Origin of the sequence: uncultured Roseobacter sp., from assembly GCF_947496515.1 — a bacterium.
GTDB lineage: Bacteria > Pseudomonadota > Alphaproteobacteria > Rhodobacterales > Rhodobacteraceae > Roseobacter.
Genome location: NZ_CANMDB010000001.1, coordinates 602771 through 624142, shown reverse-complemented (window position 1 = coordinate 624142; position 21372 = coordinate 602771). Strand labels below are relative to the sequence as shown.

Sequence of the window (21372 nt, the reverse complement as noted above, 5' to 3'; positions counted from 1 at the left end):
CGCGGGCTGTGTCGTCAGCCCGCCTGAAGCTGCCGGTAGATGGCGATGATCGCCGCGGCTTCCTGCTCTATGCGGAAGTTGTCGAGGACGTTCTGCCGCGACAGCAGGGCCATTTCATTCAGACGCGCGGGATCCGCCAAAAGGTCCGAGACACGCGCCGTGATGGTTGCGGTGTCTTCGATCTCGACCAGATGGCCCGTGTCACCCGCCACGATCAGCTCCTCGAACGCGCCGACCTTGGTGGCCACGACCGGTGCTCCGCAGGCCATCGCCTCCAGCGGTGTCAGCCCGAAGCCTTCCCAGCGTTGGGGGGCGACGTATAGATCCAGCGCCTGAAAATGCCGTGGTACATCCGCGATGGGCACCTCGTCGCGGAAAAGGATACGATCGGAGAGGCCTGCGGCCTCCACCCGGTCCTTCAGGCCCTGCAGAAACGCCGCATGCTCGCCGGTTGCGCGGCCCATCATCAGCGCTTTGGCGGTCGGATGGTCCGCCATAACCGCGATCATGGCCTCGACAAAGAGGTCGTTGCCTTTCTGGGGCCTGATCCGCCCGAAACAGCCGATGAGGGGCCCGTCGCGCGGCAACTCCAGCTCTGCGCGCAGGGAAGCGCGGTCGGGGACCGGCGCAAAGAGACCGCAGTCAATCCCGTGGCGGATGACCGTGGCGCCCCGCTCCAGATAGCTTGCGGATTTTGACGATGTTGCAATGACAGCATCCATCTGCCGGATGAGCCAACGGGTCAATCCGCTGTGCCGCCGCTGCGCCGCCGAGGTGAACAGCAGCCGTAACCGTTTGCCCGCCAGCGCTCGGAGCGCCAGACCGGCGATCATCTCCACATTGCGGCGGGCGTGCCAGACGCGAGGACCCTTGGGCCCGTTGCGGGACATCCTCAGCAACCGGGACGGCGGGACATTCGGCACCTCCGGCGGCAGATCCGGTGCGCAGGCGGTGATCGCAATATCGCGCGCCTGCAGCGGAACGAGCCGGATCACCGTCGAGGTGACGCCGGAATGGCGGCGTTTGAAATTGGGCGCGATCACCTCGATCTCGCGCAGGGCAGGGGCAGTCATCCTGCGCTTTCCTCCAGCTTCAGCATGCGAATGAGGCGGGTCGCGATCCCGGTGAGCAGGTCGGATTTGTCGCGCAGAATGCCCGATCCCGCCGCCAGCGCGGTTGCACGCGCTGCGTCATCGTCGAGCAGATGGCGCAGTGCGGCCGTCAGGTCGGTGCCATCCGCGACGATGCGCGCCGCGCCTGCCTCCGTCATATCGTCGTAGGTCTCGGCAAAACTACTCACATGCGGGCCCGACAGGACCGTGGCCCCGGCCTGCACCACCTCAAAGGGGTTGTGCCCGCCGATGGGTTTCAGCGATCCACCAAGAAAGACGATCTCGGTCAGGGCGTACCAGTTTCCCAGCTCTCCCAACGTGTCGGCGAGGTAGACCGCTTCGGCGTTCCGCGGAACGGTGCCTTGCGATCTGACCGCACAGCTCAGCCCCGCAGCCTCGACCAATGCCGCCACATCCGGCCCGCGATGCGGGTGGCGCGGCACCAAGATCAGCGCGAGGTCCGGCCAGCTCTGCCGCAGTGCCTTGTGCGTGGCGAGCACGGTTTCCTCCTCGCCCGGATGGGTCGAGGCCGCCACCCAGACGGGCCGTCCTTTGAGCGCCGCCCGCGTCTTGGCAAGGATCGCCGAATCGGAGGGCAGCGGTGCAGAAAGCGACTTGAGGTTGATCCCGCGCGCGACCTTGTCCGCGGGCGCGTGCATATCGACCATCGCCTGCGCCATGGCGTCGTTCTGGGTCAGGATCAGATCGAACACGTCGAGGATATAGGCCGCGAAGCGGGGCCGCCGCTGCCAGGCCGCCCGGGAGCGCGCGCTGAGCCGGGCGTTCACCAGCGCCATGGGCGCGCCTGTTGCGCGGGTCATGCGCAGCATGCGTGGCCACAGCTCGCTTTCCACAAACACCGCCGCATCGGGTCGCCAGTGGGCCAGAAACCGGCTGAGCGGGCCTGCCGCATCAATCGGCGCGAATTGATGAACCGTGCGGGGTGGGAGCCTTTCCGCGAGCAACCGGGCCGAGGTCGGCGTGCCGGAGGTAATCAGGAATTGCGCGCGCGGCAGGATCTCCCCCATGCGGGCGATCAGCGCCAGCACGGACAGGCTCTCCCCGACGGAGGCGGCGTGAAACCAGACCATCTGGCCGCCGCCGCGCCGAACCACACTGGCGTGGCCCATCTTTTCGTGCGCCCGCAGTGTCGTGATACCCTGCCTGCGCAGCTTGCGGATCTCGAACCACGCCACAAAGGGGGCGAGCAAGACAGTTGCCGCCACGTAGACGTGAAATAGTGGCGGTGCGCGCACGGGACCTGTCAGCCGCCCGTATGGCTCATGTGACGCGGCATCTGACCGTCCGCGCGCTGGCGCGAGTAGTCGAAATCATGCCCTTTGGGCTTGCGCGCGATGGCGGCGCGGATGGCTTCCTGCAAGGGCGCGTCGTCCGTCGGGTGGGCGCGCAACGGCGCGCGCAGGTCTGCGGCGTCTTCCTGACCGAGGCACATGAAAATCTCGCCGGTGCAGGTGATCCGAACCCTGTTGCAGCTTTCGCAGAAGTTATGGCTGAGCGGGGTGATGAACCCGATCTTTTGCCCCGTCTCCTCCAGCCGCACGTAGCGCGCGGGTCCGCCCGTACGCTCCGCCAGATCGCTGACGGTGTAGTGCTCGGCATAGCGCGCCCGCACATCCTTCAGGGACCAATACTGGTCCAGACGGTCCTCATTGCCGAGATCGCCCATGGGCATGACCTCGATCCACGTCAGATCCATGTCGCGTTCGGCACACCATTCGGTGATCGTCGGCAACTCGTCCTCGTTGAAGCCCTTGAGCGCCACTGCGTTCAGCTTGACCCGCAGCCCCGCAGCCTGAGCCGCGTCGATCCCGCGCAGCACCTGTGGCAGACGGCCCCAGCGGGTCACATCGGCGAATTTGCCTTCGTCCAGCGTATCGAGAGAGACGTTGACCCGCCGCACACCGGCATCAAAGAGCGGCTTGGCAAAGCGTTCCAACTGGCTGCCGTTGGTGGTTAGCGTCAGCTCCTTCAGGGTACCGGCATCCAAATGGCGCGACATCGCCTCGAAAAAGGTCATGATGCCCTTGCGCACCAGCGGCTCGCCGCCGGTGATGCGCAGTTTGCGCACGCCCAGATCAACGAAGCTGCTGCAGAGCCGGTCGAGCTCTTCCAGCGTCAGCAATTCCTTTTTCGGCAGGAATGTCATGTTCTCCGACATGCAGTACACGCAGCGGAAATCGCACCGATCGGTGACGGATACGCGCAGATACGTGATGGCACGGGCAAAAGGGTCGATCAAAGGAGCGTTCATATCCCTATGCGTAAAGGTCCGCGCATGCCGCAGCAAGGGGTTAACGGCATTGATGCACCGCGGAGGCTGTGGTTTAGACCAAGGTATGATATTGGCCCGACCGTTTGCCCTGATCTGCCTGTGTGCCGTTATGATGGTCGCAGGCTGCGCTGAAATTGACGCAGGCATCGACCGTGTGCTGAAACGCGCGCAACCCGCTCAGGCCAATGGATCACAAGGGGTGCCGACAAGCTCTTCGGTCACGCCGGAGACGCTCGATCAGGCATCGGTGGCGGAGCGGGCCAGGGCGCAACAGGTGTCCACCGGGGCGGGTGGCCGGTTGGGCAGCACCGTGGCGTCCCTGGGCGATGTGGCAGAGCCTGGTTTTTGGCTCAAGACACCGCTTGTCAGCACAGCGCGCGACGGTCAATTGCGCGACCCCAAAACCGGGGCCAAAGTCGCTGTCCGGCTCATTCCGATCAACGGGCCCGCCACAGCGGGCAGCCGTATTTCGCTCTCGGCGATGCGGGCGCTGGAGGTCAATCTGGCGGATCTGGTGACCCTTGAGGTGACCGGATAGGCCGATGCCTTTTACGCGCGTGCTAGCGGGTCCGCGATCTGCGATCCCGATGCGTTCAGGCGTCCTCGGACGTGCCGAGGATATGGGTGGGCGCGCCGTCGATTGTCTGCTGGTTGCGGGTCTTCCAGTAGTCGGCAACGCCCTCGGCCCCTTTGTTCTCCGCCCAGGTTTCCAGCACGTCGCGCTTGCCCGCATACTCCATGAAGGGCACCGCATAGCCGCAGCTGGTCTGCACCATTTCCACCGCCACATCGTAGATCTGACGCGCCCCGGGAGAGGCGGGGAAGAGCGCGTTCAGCGCCGCGAAATCGCCATCGCGGGGGTGCAGCGTTCTGGCCGTGCCGTAGGTGCGCAGGATCATCGGTTTTGCCTCGAACCCGCACCACATCAGCGTCATGCGGTTGAGTGCTGCGAGATGTCCCGCCGTTTCATTGCCGGAGCCTGTGAGGTTGCGCCAGACGATGCGGTTGGGCCCGAGCACCCGCAAGCTGTCCATCCCCTTGGGGGAGACATTGACCCGCCCCTCGGGCGCCGCCGTGCCCACGAAAAAGATGTGCTGCGCGTGGATGAACTTGGTCAGAACATCGCTGATGTGGTCGAATTGTGTGGCCATGGGTTACTCCACCGTGACGGATTTTGCGAGGTTGCGGGGCTGGTCTACGTCCGTCCCCTTGGCCACGGCGGTGTGATAGGCCAGCAGCTGCGCGGGAATGGCGTAGAGGATGGGTGTCAGCACATCCGGCACATGCGGCAGCTCGATCATGGCCTCGGCTCCGCTGCCCGCCTCCGCTAACCCTTGCCGGTCGGAAATCAGGATGACCGGACCCTTGCGCGCCATCACCTCCTGCATGTTACTGACCGTCTTGTCGAAAAGCGTATCGCGCGGTGCCATCACCACGACCGGCACGTATTGATCGACGAGCGCGATGGGCCCGTGTTTCAATTCGCCGCTTGCGTAAGCTTCGGCGTGTATATAGCTGATTTCCTTCAGTTTCAGCGCGCCTTCGAGCGCCAGAGGATACATCAGCCCGCGCCCCATGAAGAGCACGTCGCGCGCCTCGGCCAGTTTCAGCGCCGCTGCCTGCATGGCGCCATTGGCCTCCAGCGCCGTGGCGATCACACTGGGGATGCCGCGCAGGGCCGAGATGTGATCGGCCAGCGCCTCGGCACCCATCTCGCCCCGGTCATGCGCGGCCTTGAGCGCCAGCAGAAAAAGCACGGTGAGCTGGCAACTGAACGCCTTGGTGGAGGCCACGCCGACCTCGACGCCCGCATGGATGGGCAGGGCCAGATCGCTCTCCCGCGCGATGGAGCTTTCGGGGACGTTGACCAGTGACAGGATGCGGTCGGTCTTGCCCTCGCAGTATCGAAGTGCGGCGAGAGTATCGGCGGTCTCGCCCGACTGGCTGACAAAAAGCGCCGTGGTGCCGGGGGTGACGGGCGGCTCGCGGTAGCGGAACTCGGAGGCGACATCAACCTCCACCGGCAGGCGGGCGATCTGCTCGAACCAGTATTTCGCCGTCAGGCAGGCGTAGTAGGCGGTTCCGCAGGCGACCATGGTCAGCCGGTCGATCTTGCTGAAATCCACCCCCGGGTCGGGCAGGATGATGTTGCCGTCGTGATCAAGATAATTGCCGATGGCCTGACCAATCACGGTGGGCTGCTCGGCGATTTCCTTGGCCATGAAATGCTTGTGCCCGGCCTTGTCGATCCGGGTGTCGCCCAGATTGACGGTCTTGATGGCGCGGTTGGCGAGCGTGCCGTTGGCATCGCGGATCTCCACGCCTGCGCGGGTGACGACCGCACAATCGCCTTCTTCGAGATAGCTGATCCGGTCGGTCAGGGGCGCCAAGGCGATTGCGTCGGAGCCCACGAACATCTCCCCATCCCCGTGACCGATCGCGAGGGGAGAGCCCTTGCGCGCTGCGACGATCAGATCATTCTCTCCGTTAAAGAGGAAGGCCAGCGCAAAGGCCCCCTGGAGCCTTTCGAGCGTCTGGCGCGCGGCGTCCACCGGGCCTGCGCCGGCGCGCATGTGGTGTTCGGTCAGCAGGGCCACCGTCTCGGTATCGGTCTGAGTCACGAAGCTGAAACCGTGCTCCGCAAGCTCGGCGCGCAGCTCGCGGAAGTTCTCGATGATGCCGTTGTGTACCACCGCGACGCCGCCTGCCTGATGGGGGTGCGCATTGGTGACGCTTGGCGCACCGTGGGTGGCCCAACGGGTGTGGCCGATGCCTGCCTTGCCGGTCAGCGGCTCATGCACCAGCAGATCTGACAGGTTGACGAGTTTGCCCACCGCGCGGCGGCGGTCGAGGGTGCCCTCTGCCACGGTTGCGATCCCGGCGCTGTCATACCCGCGGTATTCCAAACGCTTGAGCGCTTCGACGAGAATGGGGGCCACTTCGTGATGGCCCAGCACCCCTACAATTCCACACATGGTCAGCTGCCTCTTTGCAATTTGGCTTTTTTGGCTTTCAGGATCTGGATCAGTTTTGCGGCCATCCCCGGTTTTTCCACCTGAGGCGCCCGGGCAATGGCCAGCGCACCTGCCTCCACATCCGAGGTGATGACCGAGCCGCTGCCCGTCATCGCGCCGTCGCCGATGGAGACCGGAGCCACCAGCATGGTGTCCGATCCGATGAAGACATTGTCGCCGATCTCGGTGTGGTGCTTCATCACGCCGTCGTAATTGCAGGTTACCGTGCCTGCGCCGATGTTGCTGTGCTGACCGATGGTTGCATCGCCGATATAGCTGAGGTGGTTCACCTTGCTGCCCTCACCGATGCGGGCGTTCTTGACCTCGACGAAATTGCCGATGCGGGTGTCCTCTGACAGCTCCGCGCCTGGGCGCAGCCGGGCGTAGGGCCCCACGACCGCCCCGCGCGCCACGTGACACCCTTCCAGATGCGAGAACGCCCGGATCGTGGCACCGGATTCGACGGTCACCCCGGGGCCGAAGACCACGTTGGGTTCGATGACCGTGTCGCGGCCGATCACCGTATCAAAGGCGAAGTGTACGGTCTGCGGTGCGGGCATGGTCACGCCCTCCTCTGCCGCATGTGCCCGCGCGCGGTTCTGAAAGGACATCTCCGCCTCGGCCAGCTCTGCGCGGGTATTGATGCCCAGCGTCTCCGCCTCGTCGCAGGTGACAACCGTGGCGGACAACCCGCGATCGCGCGCAAGCCCGATAATCTCCGTCAGGTAGTATTCACCTGCGGCGTTCTCGTTGCTCACCGCGTCGATCAGATCAAACAGCAACCCGGCGCGGCAGGCCATCACGCCGCTGTTGCAGAGCGCGATGGCGCGCTCGTCCTCGGTTGCATCCTTGAACTCCACGATCCGCTGCAGGCTGTCGCCCTCCATCACGAGGCGTCCGTAGCGGCCAGGGTTTGCCGCCTGAAATCCCAGTACGACCACATCATGATCCGCCTGAGCGTCAGTCATCGCGGCAAGCGTGTCAGGCGAGACAAAGGGCGTGTCGCCGAAGAGCACGATCGCGGTGCCGTCGAACCGCGCCAAAGCGGCGCGCGCCTGGGCTGCCGCATGGGCGGTGCCCAGCTGTTCGGTCTGCTGCACCACCGTGGCGGTTCCGTCGTAGTCCAGTGCTGCGCCGCGCACGGCCTGTGCCCCGTGGCCTGCCACAATCACGGTATGCTCCGGTGTCAGCGTCTCGCCCGCGCGCATGGCGTGGATCAACAGCGGTGCACCGGCCAGCGGATGGAGGACCTTGGGCAGGTCAGAGTTCATCCGGGTGCCTTTGCCTGCGGCGAGGATGACCAAAGCGGTTTTCATGTCTTTTCTCTTTGTGTTCTGCTGCACCTCTCTTTATCGCTCTGGCGCAGCGGCGCAAGCGCCCGAACAATCAACATAGGTTGCGGGCTGCAACATCGTTACGCGGTGTTTCGCCGGATCCGCATAAGGGGAAGCCGCGATGAAAACGGTGATTTTCGATCTGGACGGGACGCTGGCGGATACCAGCGGCGATCTGATCGCGGCGGCAAATCACTGTTTCCGCGACATGGGCGTGGGCGATATGCTGGACCCCGCGCAGGACGCGGGCACGGCGCTGCGCGGCGGACGGGCGATGCTGCGCCTGGGGATGGAGCGGTTGGGCCGGGCGGAAGAGACCGGCACAATTGATCGCTACTATCCGGTGCTGCTGGAAGCCTACGGTGCTGAGATCGATACCCACACAACCGTTTATCCCGGCGCCATGGCGGCGGTGGCCAGTCTGCGGGATGCAGGCTACGGCGTGGGCATCTGTACCAACAAGCCCGAAGGTCTGGCGGAGACGCTGCTGCAGCGGCTGGGCGTGCGCGATGCCTTCGCCTCCTTGGTTGGTGCCGATACGCTGCCGGTGCGCAAGCCCGACCCCGAACCCTTGTTCGAGGCCGCACGGCGGGCGGGCGGCAGCCCTGCGCACTGCGTGCTCATCGGGGACAGTGACACCGATCGCAATACCGCGCGGGCTGCGGGGCGTCCTTGCGTGCTGGTGACCTTTGGGCCCGCCGGGGGCGATATGGCGGCGCTGGCACCCGAGGCGCTGCTGCACGATTACGCGGATCTGCCTGAGGTGGTCGCGCGGCTGTTGCCTTGACCCGGCAGCGCCTTGGCGACACACTGACAAGCGGGGGCATAGGGACGAGAGTGAGATGACTGAGCGATTTACCGGGAGTTTTACCCAGCAGGAACCCATCCCCGAGGCGGGCATCGACGCCGCTCTTGCCGTGCTGCGGCACGGTCGTCTGCACCGCTACAACACAGCCGCGGGCGAGATCAGTGAAACGGCGCTGCTGGAGCAGGAATTCGCCGCGACCGTCGGCTCCAGATATTGCCTCGCCGTCGCGTCGGGCGGCTATGCGATGACCACAGCGCTGCGCGCGCTCGGCGTCAAACCGGGTGACCGAGTGCTGTCCAACGCGTTCACGCTGGCCCCTGTGCCCGGCGCCATCGCTGCCGTGGGTGCGGAGCCTGTGTTTGTCGGCGTGACCGAGGATCTGACCATTGATCTGGATGATCTGGCGGCCAAGGCGGGCCGGGCGGAGGTGCTGCTGCTCAGCCATATGCGCGGGCATATCTGCGACATGGACGCACTCATGGCGCTGTGCAATGCGGTCGGGATCCGGGTGATCGAGGATTGCGCGCATACCATGGGCGCGGCGTGGAACGGCGTGCCGTCGGGCCGCTTTGGTGCTGTCGGATGCTATTCCTGCCAGACCTACAAACACGTGAATTCGGGCGAGGGCGGCTTTCTGGTCACCGATGATGCGGATCTGGCGGCGCGCGCGGTGATGCTGTCGGGCTCCTACATGCTTTACGAGCGGCATCTGGCGGCGCCGCCGCGCGAGGCGTTCGAGCAGATCCGCTATGAGACGCCGAATATCTCGGGCCGGATGGACAACCTGCGCGCGGCGATCCTGCGTCCGCAGGTGGCCGATCTCGCGGCGCAATGCGCCCGCTGGAATGACCGCTACCGGCGGCTGGAGGCCGGTTTGCGCGACACGCCGGGGATGCGGCTGACCCACCGCCCGCAGGCCGAGACAATCGTGGGCTCCTCCATCCAGTTTCTTTTGCTTGACTGGGCGCCCGAAGACGTGCGCGCTGTCATCGCGCGCTGTGCCGCGCGCGGGGTCGAGCTCAAATGGTTCGGCGCAGCCGAGCCCGTGGGCTTTACCAGCCGCTATGACAGCTGGCGCTATGCGCCGGCCTCTTCGATGCCTGCGTCTGACCGGATTCTGGCGGGCGTTGTGGACATGCGGGTGCCGCTGACGTTCTCCTTGGAAGACTGCGACCTGATTGCGCGCATCATCCGGGCCGAAGTGAGCGCTGTCTATCAGGGCCAGACCGCCGCCGCGGAGTAGGGCGCCCAGCTTGACCGCTTTGGCACCCTGTGTCAGGTCTCGGGTGCGGCGGACATACCGGGGGAGGACGCGAGATGTTCATGGCTACGATGGCGTTCGATTTGGGCGAGGACGTGAATGCGCTGCGCGAGATGGTGCATCGCTGGGCCCAGGACCGCGTGAAGCCGATGGCCGCCGAGATCGACCAGACAAATGCCTTTCCGCCCGCGCTCTGGCCCGAGATGGGCGAGCTGGGCCTTTTGGGCATCACGGTGGATGAGGACGATGGCGGGGCGGGCATGTCCTATCTCGCCCATACGGTCGCCATTGAGGAGATCGCCCGCGCGAGCGCCTCGGTCTCGCTGAGCTACGGGGCGCATTCCAACCTGTGCGTCAATCAGATCAAGTTGAACGGGACGCCCGAGCAGAAGGAAAAATACCTGCCGGGGTTGATCTCGGGGGTGCACGTAGGGGCGCTTGCGATGTCGGAGGCGGGCGCGGGATCGGACGTGGTGTCGATGAAGCTGCGCGCCGAAAAGCGCAACGATCACTACCGGCTGAACGGCACGAAATACTGGATCACCAACGGGCCCGATGCCGATACGCTGGTGGTCTATGCCAAGACGGATCCCGAGGCGGGTAGCAAGGGGATTACCGCGTTTCTTGTCGAAAAGGAGATGACGGGCTTCTCCACCTCTCCGCATTTCGACAAACTGGGGATGCGCGGCTCCAACACCGCTGAGCTGATCTTTGACGATGTTGAAGTGCCCTTTGAGAATGTACTGGGCGAAGAGGGCAAAGGCGTGCGCGTCCTGATGTCAGGGCTGGATTACGAGCGCGTCGTGCTGGCCGGCATTGGCACCGGCATCATGGCCGCCTGTCTCGACGCGATCATGCCCTATATGGCCGAGCGCAAGCAGTTCGGTCAGCCTGTGGGATCGTTCCAGCTGATGCAGGGCAAGATCGCGGATATGTACACGGCCATGAACTCCGCCCGCGCCTATGTCTATGAGGTTGCCAAGGCGTGCGACCGCGGTGACGTGACCCGGCAGGATGCGGCAGCCTGCTGCCTCTACGCCTCCGAGGAGGCGATGAAACAGGCACATCAGGCGGTGCAGGCCATGGGCGGGGCAGGGTTTCTGAATGACAGCCCCGTTGCGCGGCTCTTTCGCGACGCCAAGCTGATGGAGATCGGCGCAGGCACCTCCGAGATCCGCCGCATGCTGGTCGGGCGTGAATTGGTGGGGGCAATGGGCTGACCCGATGACATGCCCCCAACTCTCCCGCGCCGGTCGCTATGTGGTATCAGAACCGCAGCACGTAAGAGACGCCGAAAAAGAGCGGGTCAATCTCGGCAGTGCCGATGTCAGCGCCGTCCAATTCGGCATCGGTATCAATGTCGAACCAGCGCAGATTGAGCCGCAGCGCGCGCGCGTCGTCGATCTGGTAGTCGAGACCGGCCTGCACGGCCAGACCGAAGGAATCGTCAAGCTCCAGCGTGCCGAGTTCGGTCTCCTCCTCGAAGAAGGTGGTGTAGTTGATGCCGAGGCCCACATAGGGCTTCCACGCGCTGGCGTTCTGAAAATGATAGTTCAGCGAGAGTGTGGGCGGCAGATGTTTGGTGCTGGCCTCGCCCACGCCGGGCAGCGAGATATCGTGTTCGAACGGGGTGGCGGCGAGCAGTTCAATGCCGATATTGTCGCGGATGAAGTATTCCAGCGTGAAGGTGATTGCCTCGTCACTGGCGATGTCCGCTTCGACGCCTGCAACAGTGCCGTTGTCCGATTTCGGATCCACGGAACCGACGCCAAGCCCGAAGGTCCAGTCACCCTGGGACTGGGCCAGTGCAGGCACGGCACTGATGGTCAGTGCGCTGCTCAAAAGCAGAATGTATCGGATGGTTTTCATGTGGGTGCCCCTTCTTTGACCACGTTCTCCGGTCCGATACACAAACTTGGTTACCGTTGCGTTGACACAGATCAAGATGATCCCATCGGTCGCCGCAGAAAGATGGTTTTTGACAGGTTGCAGGTGGTTCGGGACGCGGGCTGCCATGGCCGGGTCTGATGCCGCGCTGGCTGTGGTTTGCGCCGCTCGCGGTCGTGGTTCTTGGCGGCGCCGGCTGGGCCTTTCGCTGGGGCTGGATCCTCGCCACGATCACCGAGACGGACGTGATCACCACCTACGCGCAGCGCTACCTGACCGAAGGCGGCGCGGGCGCCCGGCTGACCGACTGCGTGGCGGTGCCGGGACAGGGCGAGGGTGTCTGGATCGTAGTGCGCTGCGCCCGGTCGGGCGTCCGCTTCGACTATCCGGCGGATCGTTTCGGACGCTTGCTGATCATCCCGCAACCGTCAGATCCGGCGGGCCAGATATGAGCCATCCTGTTGAAGGATATCGGCAAAACAAGAGGTTGTCATGAAGCTGTCATCCCAGGCATTGCCCACCTCAGACGTGTTCCGGACCAATCGTGCGGCGCATCTGGCGGCTCTGGAGGAGGTGGCAGCCGTGGCAGCGACGGCAGCCCTTGGCGGTGGTGAGCGGTCGCGCGCGCGGCATGTGAGCCGGGGCAAGATGCTGCCGCGTGACCGGGTTGCAAATCTGCTTGATCCCGGCAGCCCGTTTCTGGAGGTGGGGGCGACCGCGGCGCACGGGCTCTACGAGGGGGCGGCCCCCTGCGCGGGCGTGATCGCGGGCGTCGGGCAGGTCAAGGGGCAGGAGGTGATGGTCGTCTGCAACGACGCCACGGTGAAGGGCGGCACCTACTATCCCATGACGGTCAAGAAACACCTGCGCGCGCAGGAGATCGCGGCGGAGAATCACCTGCCCTGCATCTATCTGGTGGACAGCGGGGGCGCGAACCTGCCCAATCAGGACGAGGTCTTTCCAGACCGCGATCATTTTGGCCGCATCTTCTACAATCAGGCGCGGATGAGTGCAGCGGGGATCGCGCAGATTGCGGTTGTCATGGGTTCGTGCACGGCGGGTGGCGCTTATGTGCCCGCCATGTCAGATGTGACAATTATCGTTCGGGATCAAGGCACTATCTTTCTGGCCGGGCCGCCCTTGGTCAAGGCTGCGACAGGTGAGGTTGTCACGGCGGAGGATCTGGGCGGTGGCGATGTGCACACGCGTTTGAGCGGGGTGGCGGACTATCTGGCGGAGGATGACGCCCATGCGCTGAGCCTCGCGCGGCGCGCGGTCGCGTCGCTGAACCGCGCGAAACCGGTCACGGTGCAGTGGGAGGCGCCCGAAGAGCCTGCCTATGATCCCGAAGAGATTTTGGGCGTGGTGCCGGGCGATCTGCGCACGCCCTATGACATCCGCGAGGTGATCGCGCGGGTGGTGGACGGTTCGCGCTTTGACGAATTCAAACCGCGTTTTGGCGAGACGCTGGTGACCGGGTTCGCGCATCTGAAAGGCTGCCCCATTGGCATCGTGGCCAACAATGGCGTGCTGTTTTCGGAGGCCGCGCAAAAGGGTGCGCATTTCGTTGAGCTGTGTTCTCAGCGGTGTATCCCGTTGGTTTTTCTGCAGAATATCACGGGTTTCATGGTCGGCCGTAAGTATGAGAACGAAGGGATCGCGCGGCATGGGGCCAAGATGGTCACCGCCGTGGCTTCCACGAATGTGCCCAAGGTGACCATGCTGGTGGGGGGGTCTTTCGGCGCGGGCAACTACGGGATGGCGGGGCGGGCCTACTCTCCTCGCTTCCTGTGGAGCTGGCCCAACAGCCGCATTTCCGTCATGGGCGGGCCGCAGGCGGCGGGGGTGCTGGCGACTGTGAAACGCGACGCCTTGGAGCGTGCGGGCGAGACCTGGAGCGCCGAGGACGAGGCCGCGTTCAAGCAACCGACGATTGAGATGTTCGAGCGGCAGAGCCATCCGCTCTATGCCTCGGCGCGGCTCTGGGACGATGGTGTGATTGACCCGCGCCGCAGCCGGGATGTGCTGTTTCTGTCGCTGTCGGCTGCGCTGAATGCCCCTATCGAGGAGACGCGGTTTGGCGTCTTCCGGATGTGAAAATGGGCGTCGGTGGTGCATCGGTATCGCGTCGGTATCCCGTCGGTATAACGTCGGTGCGCGGCGCGCGGTCGGGTAGGAATGTCGTAAGGGACCCGGTGCCGGGTCGGGGGCGCTGCCCCCGGTGCTGCGCACCTCCCCCGGAGTTTTTCGGGCAAGATGAAAGAGCGGGGCAGGGCCTGCACCGGTCGTGGTGCGGGTGCGGGGCGTGAGCGGGATCCGCCGGATCAGGGAGCGCGTTGCGGGCGCCTTTGGCGGGGTCAGTCTGCCGACGCTGGGGCGGCAGGTGGCGCTGCCGGTCTACCTGATCCACAATTCGGCGGATGCGGAGGATTACTTTTTCATCTTCGATTTCGAGGAGTTCGTGGAGCAGTCCCGGCAAGGGTGGTTCGTGCGGCCGAAGCTGCAGCTTTGGGCGGGGCGGTCTGATTTCAACCGTCGTGCCTTTGCCCGCCAGTTCCGCGAGAGTTTTGCGCAGGAGTTTGATCTTGCCCGGTCGGAGCTTGCGGCGCAGTCGGGTACCAAACGCGGCTGGTTCGGCGGGTTGCCAGGGTTTTTCCGCGACATCGCCGCCCCGTCGCTGCCCGGGGTGCTGGCCAATCTGGTGCTGCTGGTGGCGGTCTCCGCCGGGAGCAAGGTGCTGGGGCAGATCCTGCCGCGCGGCTGGCTGCAACAGAAGAGCGCGGCGCAGAAGCTCGAGGACGGCATTGCCGAGACCAAGGGCAAGGTGGATGCAGCGCTCGAACAGATCGAGATCACACTGCATATGGAGCTTTACCGGCACGCCTGGCGTGGCGCACCGCCGGGGCGGCTGACGGGGGTTGATTACGATGCCTGGCCTTTGCCGGCCTACGTGCGACAACATCTGATGGACGGGACCTCGGGGTCATGGTGGTGAGATATGTTTGAAACGATCCTGATCGCGAACCGGGGCGAGATCGCCTGCCGGGTGATCGAGACGGCGCAGGCCATGGGGGTACGGTGTGTCGCGGTCTATTCGGATGCGGATGCGCAGGCCAAACATGTGGCGATGGCGGATCGCGCGGTGCATATCGGCGGCTCTGCCCCGGCCGAGAGCTACCTGCGGGGAGACAGGATCATTGAAGCCGCGCTGGCGGAGGGGGCTGAGGCCATTCATGCGGGCTACGGGTTTCTGAGCGAGAACCCCGATTTCGTGGCTGCGGTCGAGGCCGCCGGGCTGGTGTTCATCGGTCCGTCGGCGCAGGCCATTCGCGCCATGGGTCTGAAGGATGCGGCGAAGGCGTTGATGGTGGAGGCGGGCGTGCCGGTGGTGCCCGGCTATCACGGCGCGGATCAGGGTGACGCGCGGCTGGCGGAGGCGGCGGCGGAGATCGGCTATCCGGTGATGATCAAGGCTGTGGCAGGTGGGGGCGGCAAGGGTATGCGGCTGGTGGAGGGTGCGGGTGATTTCGCCGCGGCACTTGCCTCGGCCCGCAGCGAGGCGCGGACTGCCTTTGGCAACGCGGATGTGCTGGTGGAGCGGTTCGTGAGCCAGCCGCGGCATATCGAAGTGCAGGTCTTTGGCGACGGCAGCCGTGCCGTGCATCTTTTTGAGCGGGACTGTTCGCTGCAGCGGCGGCACCAGAAGGTGATCGAGGAGGCGCCCGCGCCGGGCATGACCGAGGAGATGCGCGGCGCCATGGGTGCGGCGGCAGTGCGGGCGGCGGAGGCCATTGGTTATGCTGGCGCGGGTACGGTGGAATTCATCGTGGACGGCGCGGGCGGGCTGCGGTCGGACGGGTTCTTCTTCATGGAGATGAACACGCGGCTTCAGGTGGAGCATCCGGTGACGGAGGCCATCACCGGGGTCGATCTGGTGGCGTGGCAATTGCGGGTGGCGGCGGGCGAGGGGCTGCCCGCGCGTCAGGAGGATCTGGGGTTGCGGGGCCATGCCTTTGAGGCGCGGCTTTACGCCGAAGACGTGGCGGCGGGGTTTCTGCCTGCCACCGGGACGCTGAGCCATTTGCGCTTTCCGGAGGGGGCACGGGCGGACAGTGGCGTGCGTAGTGGCGATACCATCAGCCCTTTCTACGATCCGATGATCGCCAAGGTGATTACCCATGGTCCGACGCGGGCGGTTGCACTGGCGCGGTTGCGGCGGGCGCTGGCGGGCTGTGAGGTGGCGGGCACGGTGACGAACCTGGGCTTTCTGGGGGCGCTGGCGGCGCATGAGGGCTTCGGGCGCGGTGAGGTCGATACCGGTCTGATCGCCCGGGATCTGGAGACGTTGAGCGTGCAGCCGGTGCCCGCGCCGCGGCATCTGGCGCTGGCCGGGATGGCCGCACTCGGCCTGCTGGAGCCAGGGCCGCTGGCGGGGTTTGCGCTGTGGCAACCCCTGCGGCAGAGCGTGCAACTGCGCGTGGGAGATGCGGTGCGGGAGTTGACGGTCGAGGTCTGCTCGGACGTGCTGCAGCGGTGGCAGGTGGGCGATGAGACGGTCGAGGCGGTGCGCCGCGGCGGGATCTGGACGGTCGGCGGTAGTCCTGCGCCGCGCGTGAGTGTGGCGGGGTCCGTCATCACGGTCTTTGATCTTTATGGGCTGTCGGTCGAACGGGTCGATCCGCTGGACCGGGCAACTGCGGCGGCCGGGGACGGCACGCTGATCGAGGCGCCCATGCCGGGCTTGGTGAAATCCATCGACGCCACCCCCGGTCAGGCGGTGGCGGTCGGTGACCGGTTGGCGGTGCTGGAGGCGATGAAGATGGAGCACGGGCTGGTGGCCGCGCGCGACGGTGTGGTGGCTGAAGTGCTGGCGGCGGAAGGGGATCAGGTGGCGGCGGGGGCGGCACTTATCCGGCTGGAGGCGGAGGCATGATCACGCTGCATCACTGCCCGCAGACACGCTCCATGCGCAGCCTGTGGTTGCTGCACGAGCTGGGGGTCGACTTTACGGTGAAGACCTACCCCTTTGATCGCAGCCTGCGGGAAGCGGGTTTTCTGGCGCTGTCGCCGGCGGGGCGGGTCCCGGCGCTGGAGCTGGACGGGGAGGTGCTGTTCGAGACGGGGGCCATCACGCAGGTGCTGTGCGAGCGGTTCAGCCCGGAGGGGCTGGGCCGGATGCCGGGGCATGGGGAGCGGGCGGCGTGGCTGGTCTGGGTGCATTTCGCGGAGACCATCAGCCAGCATGTGGCGGCGCTGACCCAGCAGCATGTGATGCTCTACGAGGATGCGATGCGCAGCCCGGTGGTGATGAAACTGGAGGCGGCACGGGTGGGAAAGTGCTACGATGCGCTGGAGGTGCTGTTGCAGGACGGGCGGGCCTGTCTGTTGGGGGATGCGTTTACGGCTGCGGATGTGAGTGTGGGGCAGGCGGTCTATATGGCGCGGCATTTCACGCGGCTCGATGGGCATGGGGCTCTGGCGGATTGGTACGAGCGGATCGCGGGGCGGCCGGCGTTTCGCGCGTCCCTGCCGGAGGGTGGCGGTCTTTACGACCGGGATTTCTATGCGCCCTGGCCTTCGTGAGCGCGGCGCGGTCGGGACAGTGAGTTTATTTGGCAAGATGAAGAGAGCGCGTTGCGCGAGAGGGGGGAGCGATGAGCCTGGGGGCATGTGAGATTTTCGAGGTGGGCCCGCGGGACGGTCTGCAGAATGAGGCCCGCGAGATCGCGGTGGCCGAGCGCGTGGCGCTGGTGGATCTGCTGAGCGCTGCCGGGTTCGGCCGGATCGAGGTGGGCAGTTTCGTATCGCCCAAATGGGTGCCGCAGATGGCCCGCTCGGCCGAGGTGCTGGCGGGGATCACCCGGGCGCCCGGGGTGCGCTACGCGGCGCTGACGCCGAACCTGCGTGGATTTGAGGAGGCGCAGGCGGCGGGGGCGGATGAGATTGCCGTCTTTGCCTCTGCCTCCGAAGGGTTCAGCCGGGCCAATGTGAACGCCGGGATTGACGAGAGCATCGCGCGGTTCGAGCCCATTCTGGAGGCGGCGCGGCACATCGATTTGCCGGTGCGGGGCTATGTGTCCTGTGTGGTGGCCTGTCCCTACGATGGGCCGGTGGCACCTGCGGCGGTGGCGGCGGTGGCGGACCGGCTGTTCGCCATGGGGTGCTATGAGGTGAGCCTGGGCGATACCATCGGGGCGGGCACGCCTGACAGCATCGCGCGGATGCTGCTGGCGGTGCGCGATGTGGTGCCCGTGGGTCGGCTGGCGGGGCATTACCACGATACCCACGGGCGCGCGATGGAGATGATCGATACGTCGCTGAGCCTTGGGGTGCGGGTGTTCGATGCGGCGGTGGCGGGGCTGGGTGGCTGTCCCTTTGCGCCCGGTGCCGCGGGCAATGTGGCCACGGAGGCGGTGGCGGCGCATCTGGCCGCTCTGGGCTATGAGACGGGGCTCGACCGGGAGGTGATCACGCGGGCGGCGGAGATGGCGCAGCGCCTGAGTGACGCGGCGCGCACCCCTGTGGATGTATAGGGCAGGTGTGGGCCGTGTGCTTGCGCTGCGGTGATCTGTGACAGGAGGGGTGATGTTCGAGACGCTGGAGCTGGAGAAAGACGCGCGCGGGGTGGCCAGTTTGCGGCTGAACCGCCCCGAGAAGCACAACGCGATGTCCGCACGGATGCTGGAGGAGCTGAGCCAGGCGGCGGCGGAGCTGGGGGCGGATCCGTCGGTGCGGGTCGTGGTGTTGAGCGGGACGGGCCGGAGCTTTTGCGCGGGGGGCGATCTGGCGTGGATGGCAGCACAGCGCGAGATGGACGGGCCCGCGCGGATGGCCGAGGCCCGCAAGCTTGCTGACATGCTGGGGGCGCTCAACGCGCTGCCGAAGCCCCTGATCGGGGCGGTGCAGGGGAATGCTTTTGGCGGCGGCGTGGGGCTGGCCTGCGTGTGCGATGTGGCGGTGGCCGCCCAGGGCGCGCGCTTTGGGTTTACGGAGACGCGGCTGGGTCTGATCCCGGCGACGATCGGTCCCTATGTGCTGGCGCGCATGGGCGAGGGGCGCGCGCGGCGGGTTTTCATGTCTTCTCGGCTCTTTGACGCGGCGGAGGCGGTGGATCTGGGGATCCTGGCGCGGGCCGTGCCCGAGGAGGCTTTGGCGGCGGCGGTCGAGGCGGAGGTCGCACCTTATCTCGCCTGCGCACCCGGTGCGGTGGCCGCGGCCAAGGCTCTGGCGCGGGATCTGGGCGCGCGGGTCGATGCAGCACAGGTCGAGCGGAGTGTGGCGGCGCTGGCCGCGCAGTGGGAGACACCGGAGGCAGCCGAAGGGATCGCGGCGTTCTTTGACAAGCGCAAGGCAAGCTGGGTGGCGTGAGATCGGCGCTCTGCGATTTGACAGGTCGTCGCGTTTTTATGGCGCCGGGATAGAGCCGGTGGTGCTGCGGCACGGCGCTTTGCGACGGGCAGAGGGTTGAACCTGGTGGCGCGCCTGAACCGGAAGCGCGTATTGGGGGAAGGGGAGCAAGCCGCCTCCCCGCCATCGAGGCAGGGAGGCGGCTGCCCGGACCTGCGGTCGGGCGGGACGTCTGAGAGGTTACGGCGGTTGCCGCAGGCCGGGTGTGCGGATCAGCAGACGCTCGGCCCCGCCGCCCGCGGCCTTGTGCAGGGGCGTGACTGTGCCGATGGCAGCCAGCTCCCGGCGGGCGGTTTCGGCCTTGCGGGCGCGGATGTCGAGGATCGCGGCGCCGCCCGGGGTGATCCGCTGGCCGAGGAAGGCCGCATAGGTCTGCCAGGGGTAGTGGAACCCGCAGGACAGGAAGCTGACGGCCAGATCGACCGGCGGGATCGTCATGACATCGCGGGTGTCGGGGTTGAGCGTGTCGATCTGTGCGTCAGGGACGCCGTTGGCCGTCAGGAAAGCGGCGGCGCGCGCCAGATTGCTGTAGGCGGCCGCGCGTTGCTGGAACCCGAAGTGGCGCGCGTCGCTCTGTTCCAGATCGATCAGCGTCAGGTGGCATCCGACGTCCAGCGCCAACGGCAGACCGAAGATCGCGTAGCCGCAGCCGATGTCTGCCACGCGCGCTGGTGCGATCTCGGCCAGTGTCGGGCGGAGGGTGTCGAATTCGAGGAAGATGAAGGCGATGGCCCGGCGGATGAGGGTCTCGCCCTCGGCCTCGGCGATGGCGCGGATGGGCCGCGTGTCGCCATCGCTCCATGCGCGGATGATCCGGCCGGGGCGGGGGCGGTCGGCCAGCACCTCGGAGCGCTGCAGGATGACATTGACCGCATCTTCCGTGTCGAACATGGAGATGTCGAGGCCGCGGATGCGGTCGCTTTCGGCCAGGGTGCAGGCGGTGTCGAAATCAGCGGGCATCGTGGATCGTTATCACGGAGGCGTCTGTGATGCACGGGATGGCGGCGAGAGGCCATGCGAAAAGCGGGTGCCTTTCGGAAAGCACATCTTTGCGGCGCCGCTTTTCGCTGTGATGCCGCGGGTTTTCGAGGTGCGGGCCTGCCGCTTTTGTGACCGTCTGGCGTAGCAGGCGCGCGTCAGTCTGGTGAGGGCATTTTTGATGGTCACATGTGCCGCCATACAAGTGTGTGGCTTCGGAAGACAAAAAGGGGCAGCCATGGCCGTCCATCGAACATGACCGGAAGGGGTCTGCAACTGATGTGTTGGGACGCCCCATCGAGCCGCGGGGCCGCATTGCCGCGGCGCAGGGGAGATCAAGGCCCTGTTTCGTGCCCACTGCAGACACATAACACCAGCGTCACAGGCATTTGCGCCGGTCCATGATCCTGTCCACGACGATGTGGATGTGCAACGAACGTTTCAAAAGCTTGGTGTAGATCATCGCCGCAAGGAACGGCGACTGCGCATTTCCGTGCGGCGCTGCTGTCCCTTGAGCGCCTTGATGGGCGGGAAGAGCCCACCTGCTACCTCGGGCCTGCGTCGGTCGTCAGCCACAGCAGCAGCTATGCGATAAGCGTGGAGATGTGTCGGGCCTGCCGGATGAGGTTGCGCTTCATTCCGGTCGAGGCTGCATGACCATGGGTCGGGCATGATCCAGAGGCCAAGGCCATCTGCAACCAGTACTCCGCGGAACAAGGAAATGGATGGAAGACCACGGTCGTCGTTGCCCGCACGCGCGCGATCATGCTGTGACAGATGGCCGAGGAATTACTATCTGCGTCGCAGTAGCGTGCTGCGGGTGGGGGGCTCTCCACTGCGATGGTCCAACGGTGGCAGAGACCGGATCATCAGATAGAGCCGCCTCCCGGCATGATTGCGACGGATGGCTACTGAAGCCGGAACAGTGGCCGTGATGCCCGCGAGAACGATGCTGATGTGACCTCGTCCCGTGAGAGGCGACAGGTCGTGACGCTCTTGGCCAGTCTACGCGATACAGCGGCCTGCTGATGAGGCGGCTCCGGCGGATCAAAGGCGGATATGAACAGGTCCAGCGCGCAACAACTGCCTGAAATCTGCGCGAGCTTGCTAGGCTGGGGCAAGTCCCAGCTTGGAGGAGAACAAGGGGCATATTGCATCACCTCTCGGCGGCCCTGTTGGTTCGGACTTCGATTTCTCCGCCACGATCCAGACAAACCTCCGGTTTATGGTCATCACATATGGTTTAATGCCAGCACCGAGTGGGCCTGAGATCAAAGC

General features: G+C 65.6%; 19 protein-coding genes. 11 read left to right on the top strand and 8 right to left on the bottom strand.

All coding sequences use genetic code 11. The features are described 5' to 3' along the window. Nucleotides 1-14: 14 nt before the first annotated feature. The 3 genes from Q1A53_RS03080 to moaA are packed head-to-tail and all read right to left on the bottom strand — an operon-like array spanning nt 15 to nt 3384. Entirely contained in the window at nt 15-1073 is a 1059-nt protein-coding gene (locus tag Q1A53_RS03080) for a glycosyltransferase family 4 protein (protein WP_299962801.1), read from the bottom strand. Then, nucleotides 1070-2368, bottom strand: coding sequence for a 3-deoxy-D-manno-octulosonic acid transferase (locus tag Q1A53_RS03075; protein ID WP_299962799.1), 1299 nt, complete (start codon nt 2366-2368; stop codon nt 1070-1072). Before Q1A53_RS03075 ends, Q1A53_RS03080 begins: the two co-directional genes overlap by 4 nt. Nucleotides 2369-2376: 8 nt before the next feature. Then, a complete protein-coding gene (moaA, locus tag Q1A53_RS03070; protein WP_299962797.1) occupies nt 2377-3384 on the bottom strand; it encodes a GTP 3',8-cyclase MoaA in 1008 nt (335 codons plus the stop codon). 85 nt (nt 3385-3469) lie between these two features. Between moaA and Q1A53_RS03065 the strand changes: the two genes are divergently transcribed. Next, the gene (locus tag Q1A53_RS03065) at nt 3470-3943 is read left to right on the top strand and encodes a hypothetical protein (protein ID WP_299962795.1); all 474 of its coding nucleotides are present in this window, start codon (nt 3470-3472) and stop codon (nt 3941-3943) included. A 55-nt stretch (nt 3944-3998) separates the two neighbouring features. Here the strand turns inward: Q1A53_RS03065 and Q1A53_RS03060 are convergent, their stop codons facing one another. From Q1A53_RS03060 to glmU, 3 genes are read right to left on the bottom strand one after another with little or no spacing between them, the layout of a single operon-like run. Continuing rightward, entirely contained in the window at nt 3999-4556 is a 558-nt protein-coding gene (locus tag Q1A53_RS03060) for a pyridoxamine 5'-phosphate oxidase family protein (RefSeq protein WP_299962793.1), read from the bottom strand. A 3-nt stretch (nt 4557-4559) separates the two neighbouring features. Then, nucleotides 4560-6380 (bottom strand): glutamine--fructose-6-phosphate transaminase (isomerizing), encoded by a 1821-nt coding sequence (gene glmS, locus Q1A53_RS03055; RefSeq protein WP_299962791.1) that lies wholly within the window; start codon nt 6378-6380, stop codon nt 4560-4562. A gap of 2 nt (nt 6381-6382) precedes the next feature. Beyond that, a complete protein-coding gene (gene glmU / locus Q1A53_RS03050; RefSeq protein WP_299962789.1) occupies nt 6383-7735 on the bottom strand; it encodes a bifunctional UDP-N-acetylglucosamine diphosphorylase/glucosamine-1-phosphate N-acetyltransferase GlmU in 1353 nt (450 codons plus the stop codon). 139 nt (nt 7736-7874) lie between these two features. Between glmU and Q1A53_RS03045 the strand changes: the two genes are divergently transcribed. From Q1A53_RS03045 to Q1A53_RS03035, 3 genes are all read left to right on the top strand, one after another. Continuing rightward, nucleotides 7875-8540, top strand: a complete 666-nt coding sequence (locus Q1A53_RS03045) for an HAD-IA family hydrolase (RefSeq protein ID WP_299962788.1) — start codon at nt 7875-7877, stop codon at nt 8538-8540. A gap of 55 nt (nt 8541-8595) precedes the next feature. After that, nucleotides 8596-9804, top strand: a complete 1209-nt coding sequence (locus tag Q1A53_RS03040) for an aminotransferase class I/II-fold pyridoxal phosphate-dependent enzyme (protein ID WP_299962786.1) — start codon at nt 8596-8598, stop codon at nt 9802-9804. 74 nt (nt 9805-9878) lie between these two features. After that, the gene (locus Q1A53_RS03035; RefSeq protein WP_299962784.1) at nt 9879-11042 is read left to right on the top strand and encodes an isovaleryl-CoA dehydrogenase; all 1164 of its coding nucleotides are present in this window, start codon (nt 9879-9881) and stop codon (nt 11040-11042) included. A gap of 46 nt (nt 11043-11088) precedes the next feature. On the opposite strand, the gene Q1A53_RS03030 is transcribed toward Q1A53_RS03035, so the two are convergent. Then, nucleotides 11089-11691 carry an OmpW family outer membrane protein gene (locus Q1A53_RS03030; RefSeq protein WP_299962782.1) on the bottom strand — a complete coding sequence of 201 codons (603 nt, stop codon included), beginning with the start codon at nt 11689-11691 and terminating at the stop codon, nt 11089-11091. A 158-nt stretch (nt 11692-11849) separates the two neighbouring features. Here Q1A53_RS03030 and Q1A53_RS03025 point away from each other — a divergent pair, with 158 nt between their 5' ends. The 7 genes from Q1A53_RS03025 (at nt 11850) to Q1A53_RS02995 (ending at nt 19077) form a co-directional block, all read left to right on the top strand. Continuing rightward, entirely contained in the window at nt 11850-12161 is a 312-nt protein-coding gene (locus Q1A53_RS03025) for a hypothetical protein (RefSeq protein WP_299962780.1), read from the top strand. Between the two features lie 40 nt (nt 12162-12201). Then, a complete protein-coding gene (locus Q1A53_RS03020) occupies nt 12202-13806 on the top strand; it encodes a carboxyl transferase domain-containing protein (RefSeq protein ID WP_299962778.1) in 1605 nt (534 codons plus the stop codon). Nucleotides 13807-14014: 208 nt separating this feature from the next. Beyond that, nucleotides 14015-14704: a hypothetical protein gene (locus Q1A53_RS03015; RefSeq protein ID WP_299962776.1), complete on the top strand. Its 690-nt coding sequence runs from the start codon at nt 14015-14017 to the stop codon at nt 14702-14704. A 3-nt stretch (nt 14705-14707) separates the two neighbouring features. Then, nucleotides 14708-16642: a biotin carboxylase N-terminal domain-containing protein gene (locus tag Q1A53_RS03010; protein ID WP_299962774.1), complete on the top strand. Its 1935-nt coding sequence runs from the start codon at nt 14708-14710 to the stop codon at nt 16640-16642. Continuing rightward, nucleotides 16639-17292, top strand: a complete 654-nt coding sequence (locus tag Q1A53_RS03005) for a glutathione S-transferase family protein (RefSeq protein ID WP_299962772.1) — start codon at nt 16639-16641, stop codon at nt 17290-17292. Before Q1A53_RS03010 ends, Q1A53_RS03005 begins: the two co-directional genes overlap by 4 nt. 71 nt (nt 17293-17363) lie before the next feature. Then, nucleotides 17364-18242, top strand: coding sequence for a hydroxymethylglutaryl-CoA lyase (locus Q1A53_RS03000; protein ID WP_299962770.1), 879 nt, complete (start codon nt 17364-17366; stop codon nt 18240-18242). Nucleotides 18243-18294: 52 nt separating this feature from the next. After that, complete coding sequence (locus Q1A53_RS02995) at nt 18295-19077, top strand: crotonase/enoyl-CoA hydratase family protein (RefSeq protein ID WP_299962768.1); 783 nt, start codon at nt 18295-18297, stop codon at nt 19075-19077. A 219-nt stretch (nt 19078-19296) separates the two neighbouring features. On the opposite strand, the gene Q1A53_RS02990 is transcribed toward Q1A53_RS02995, so the two are convergent. Continuing rightward, nucleotides 19297-20076 (bottom strand): class I SAM-dependent methyltransferase, encoded by a 780-nt coding sequence (locus Q1A53_RS02990; protein WP_299962766.1) that lies wholly within the window; start codon nt 20074-20076, stop codon nt 19297-19299. Nucleotides 20077-21372: the final 1296 nt, after the last annotated feature.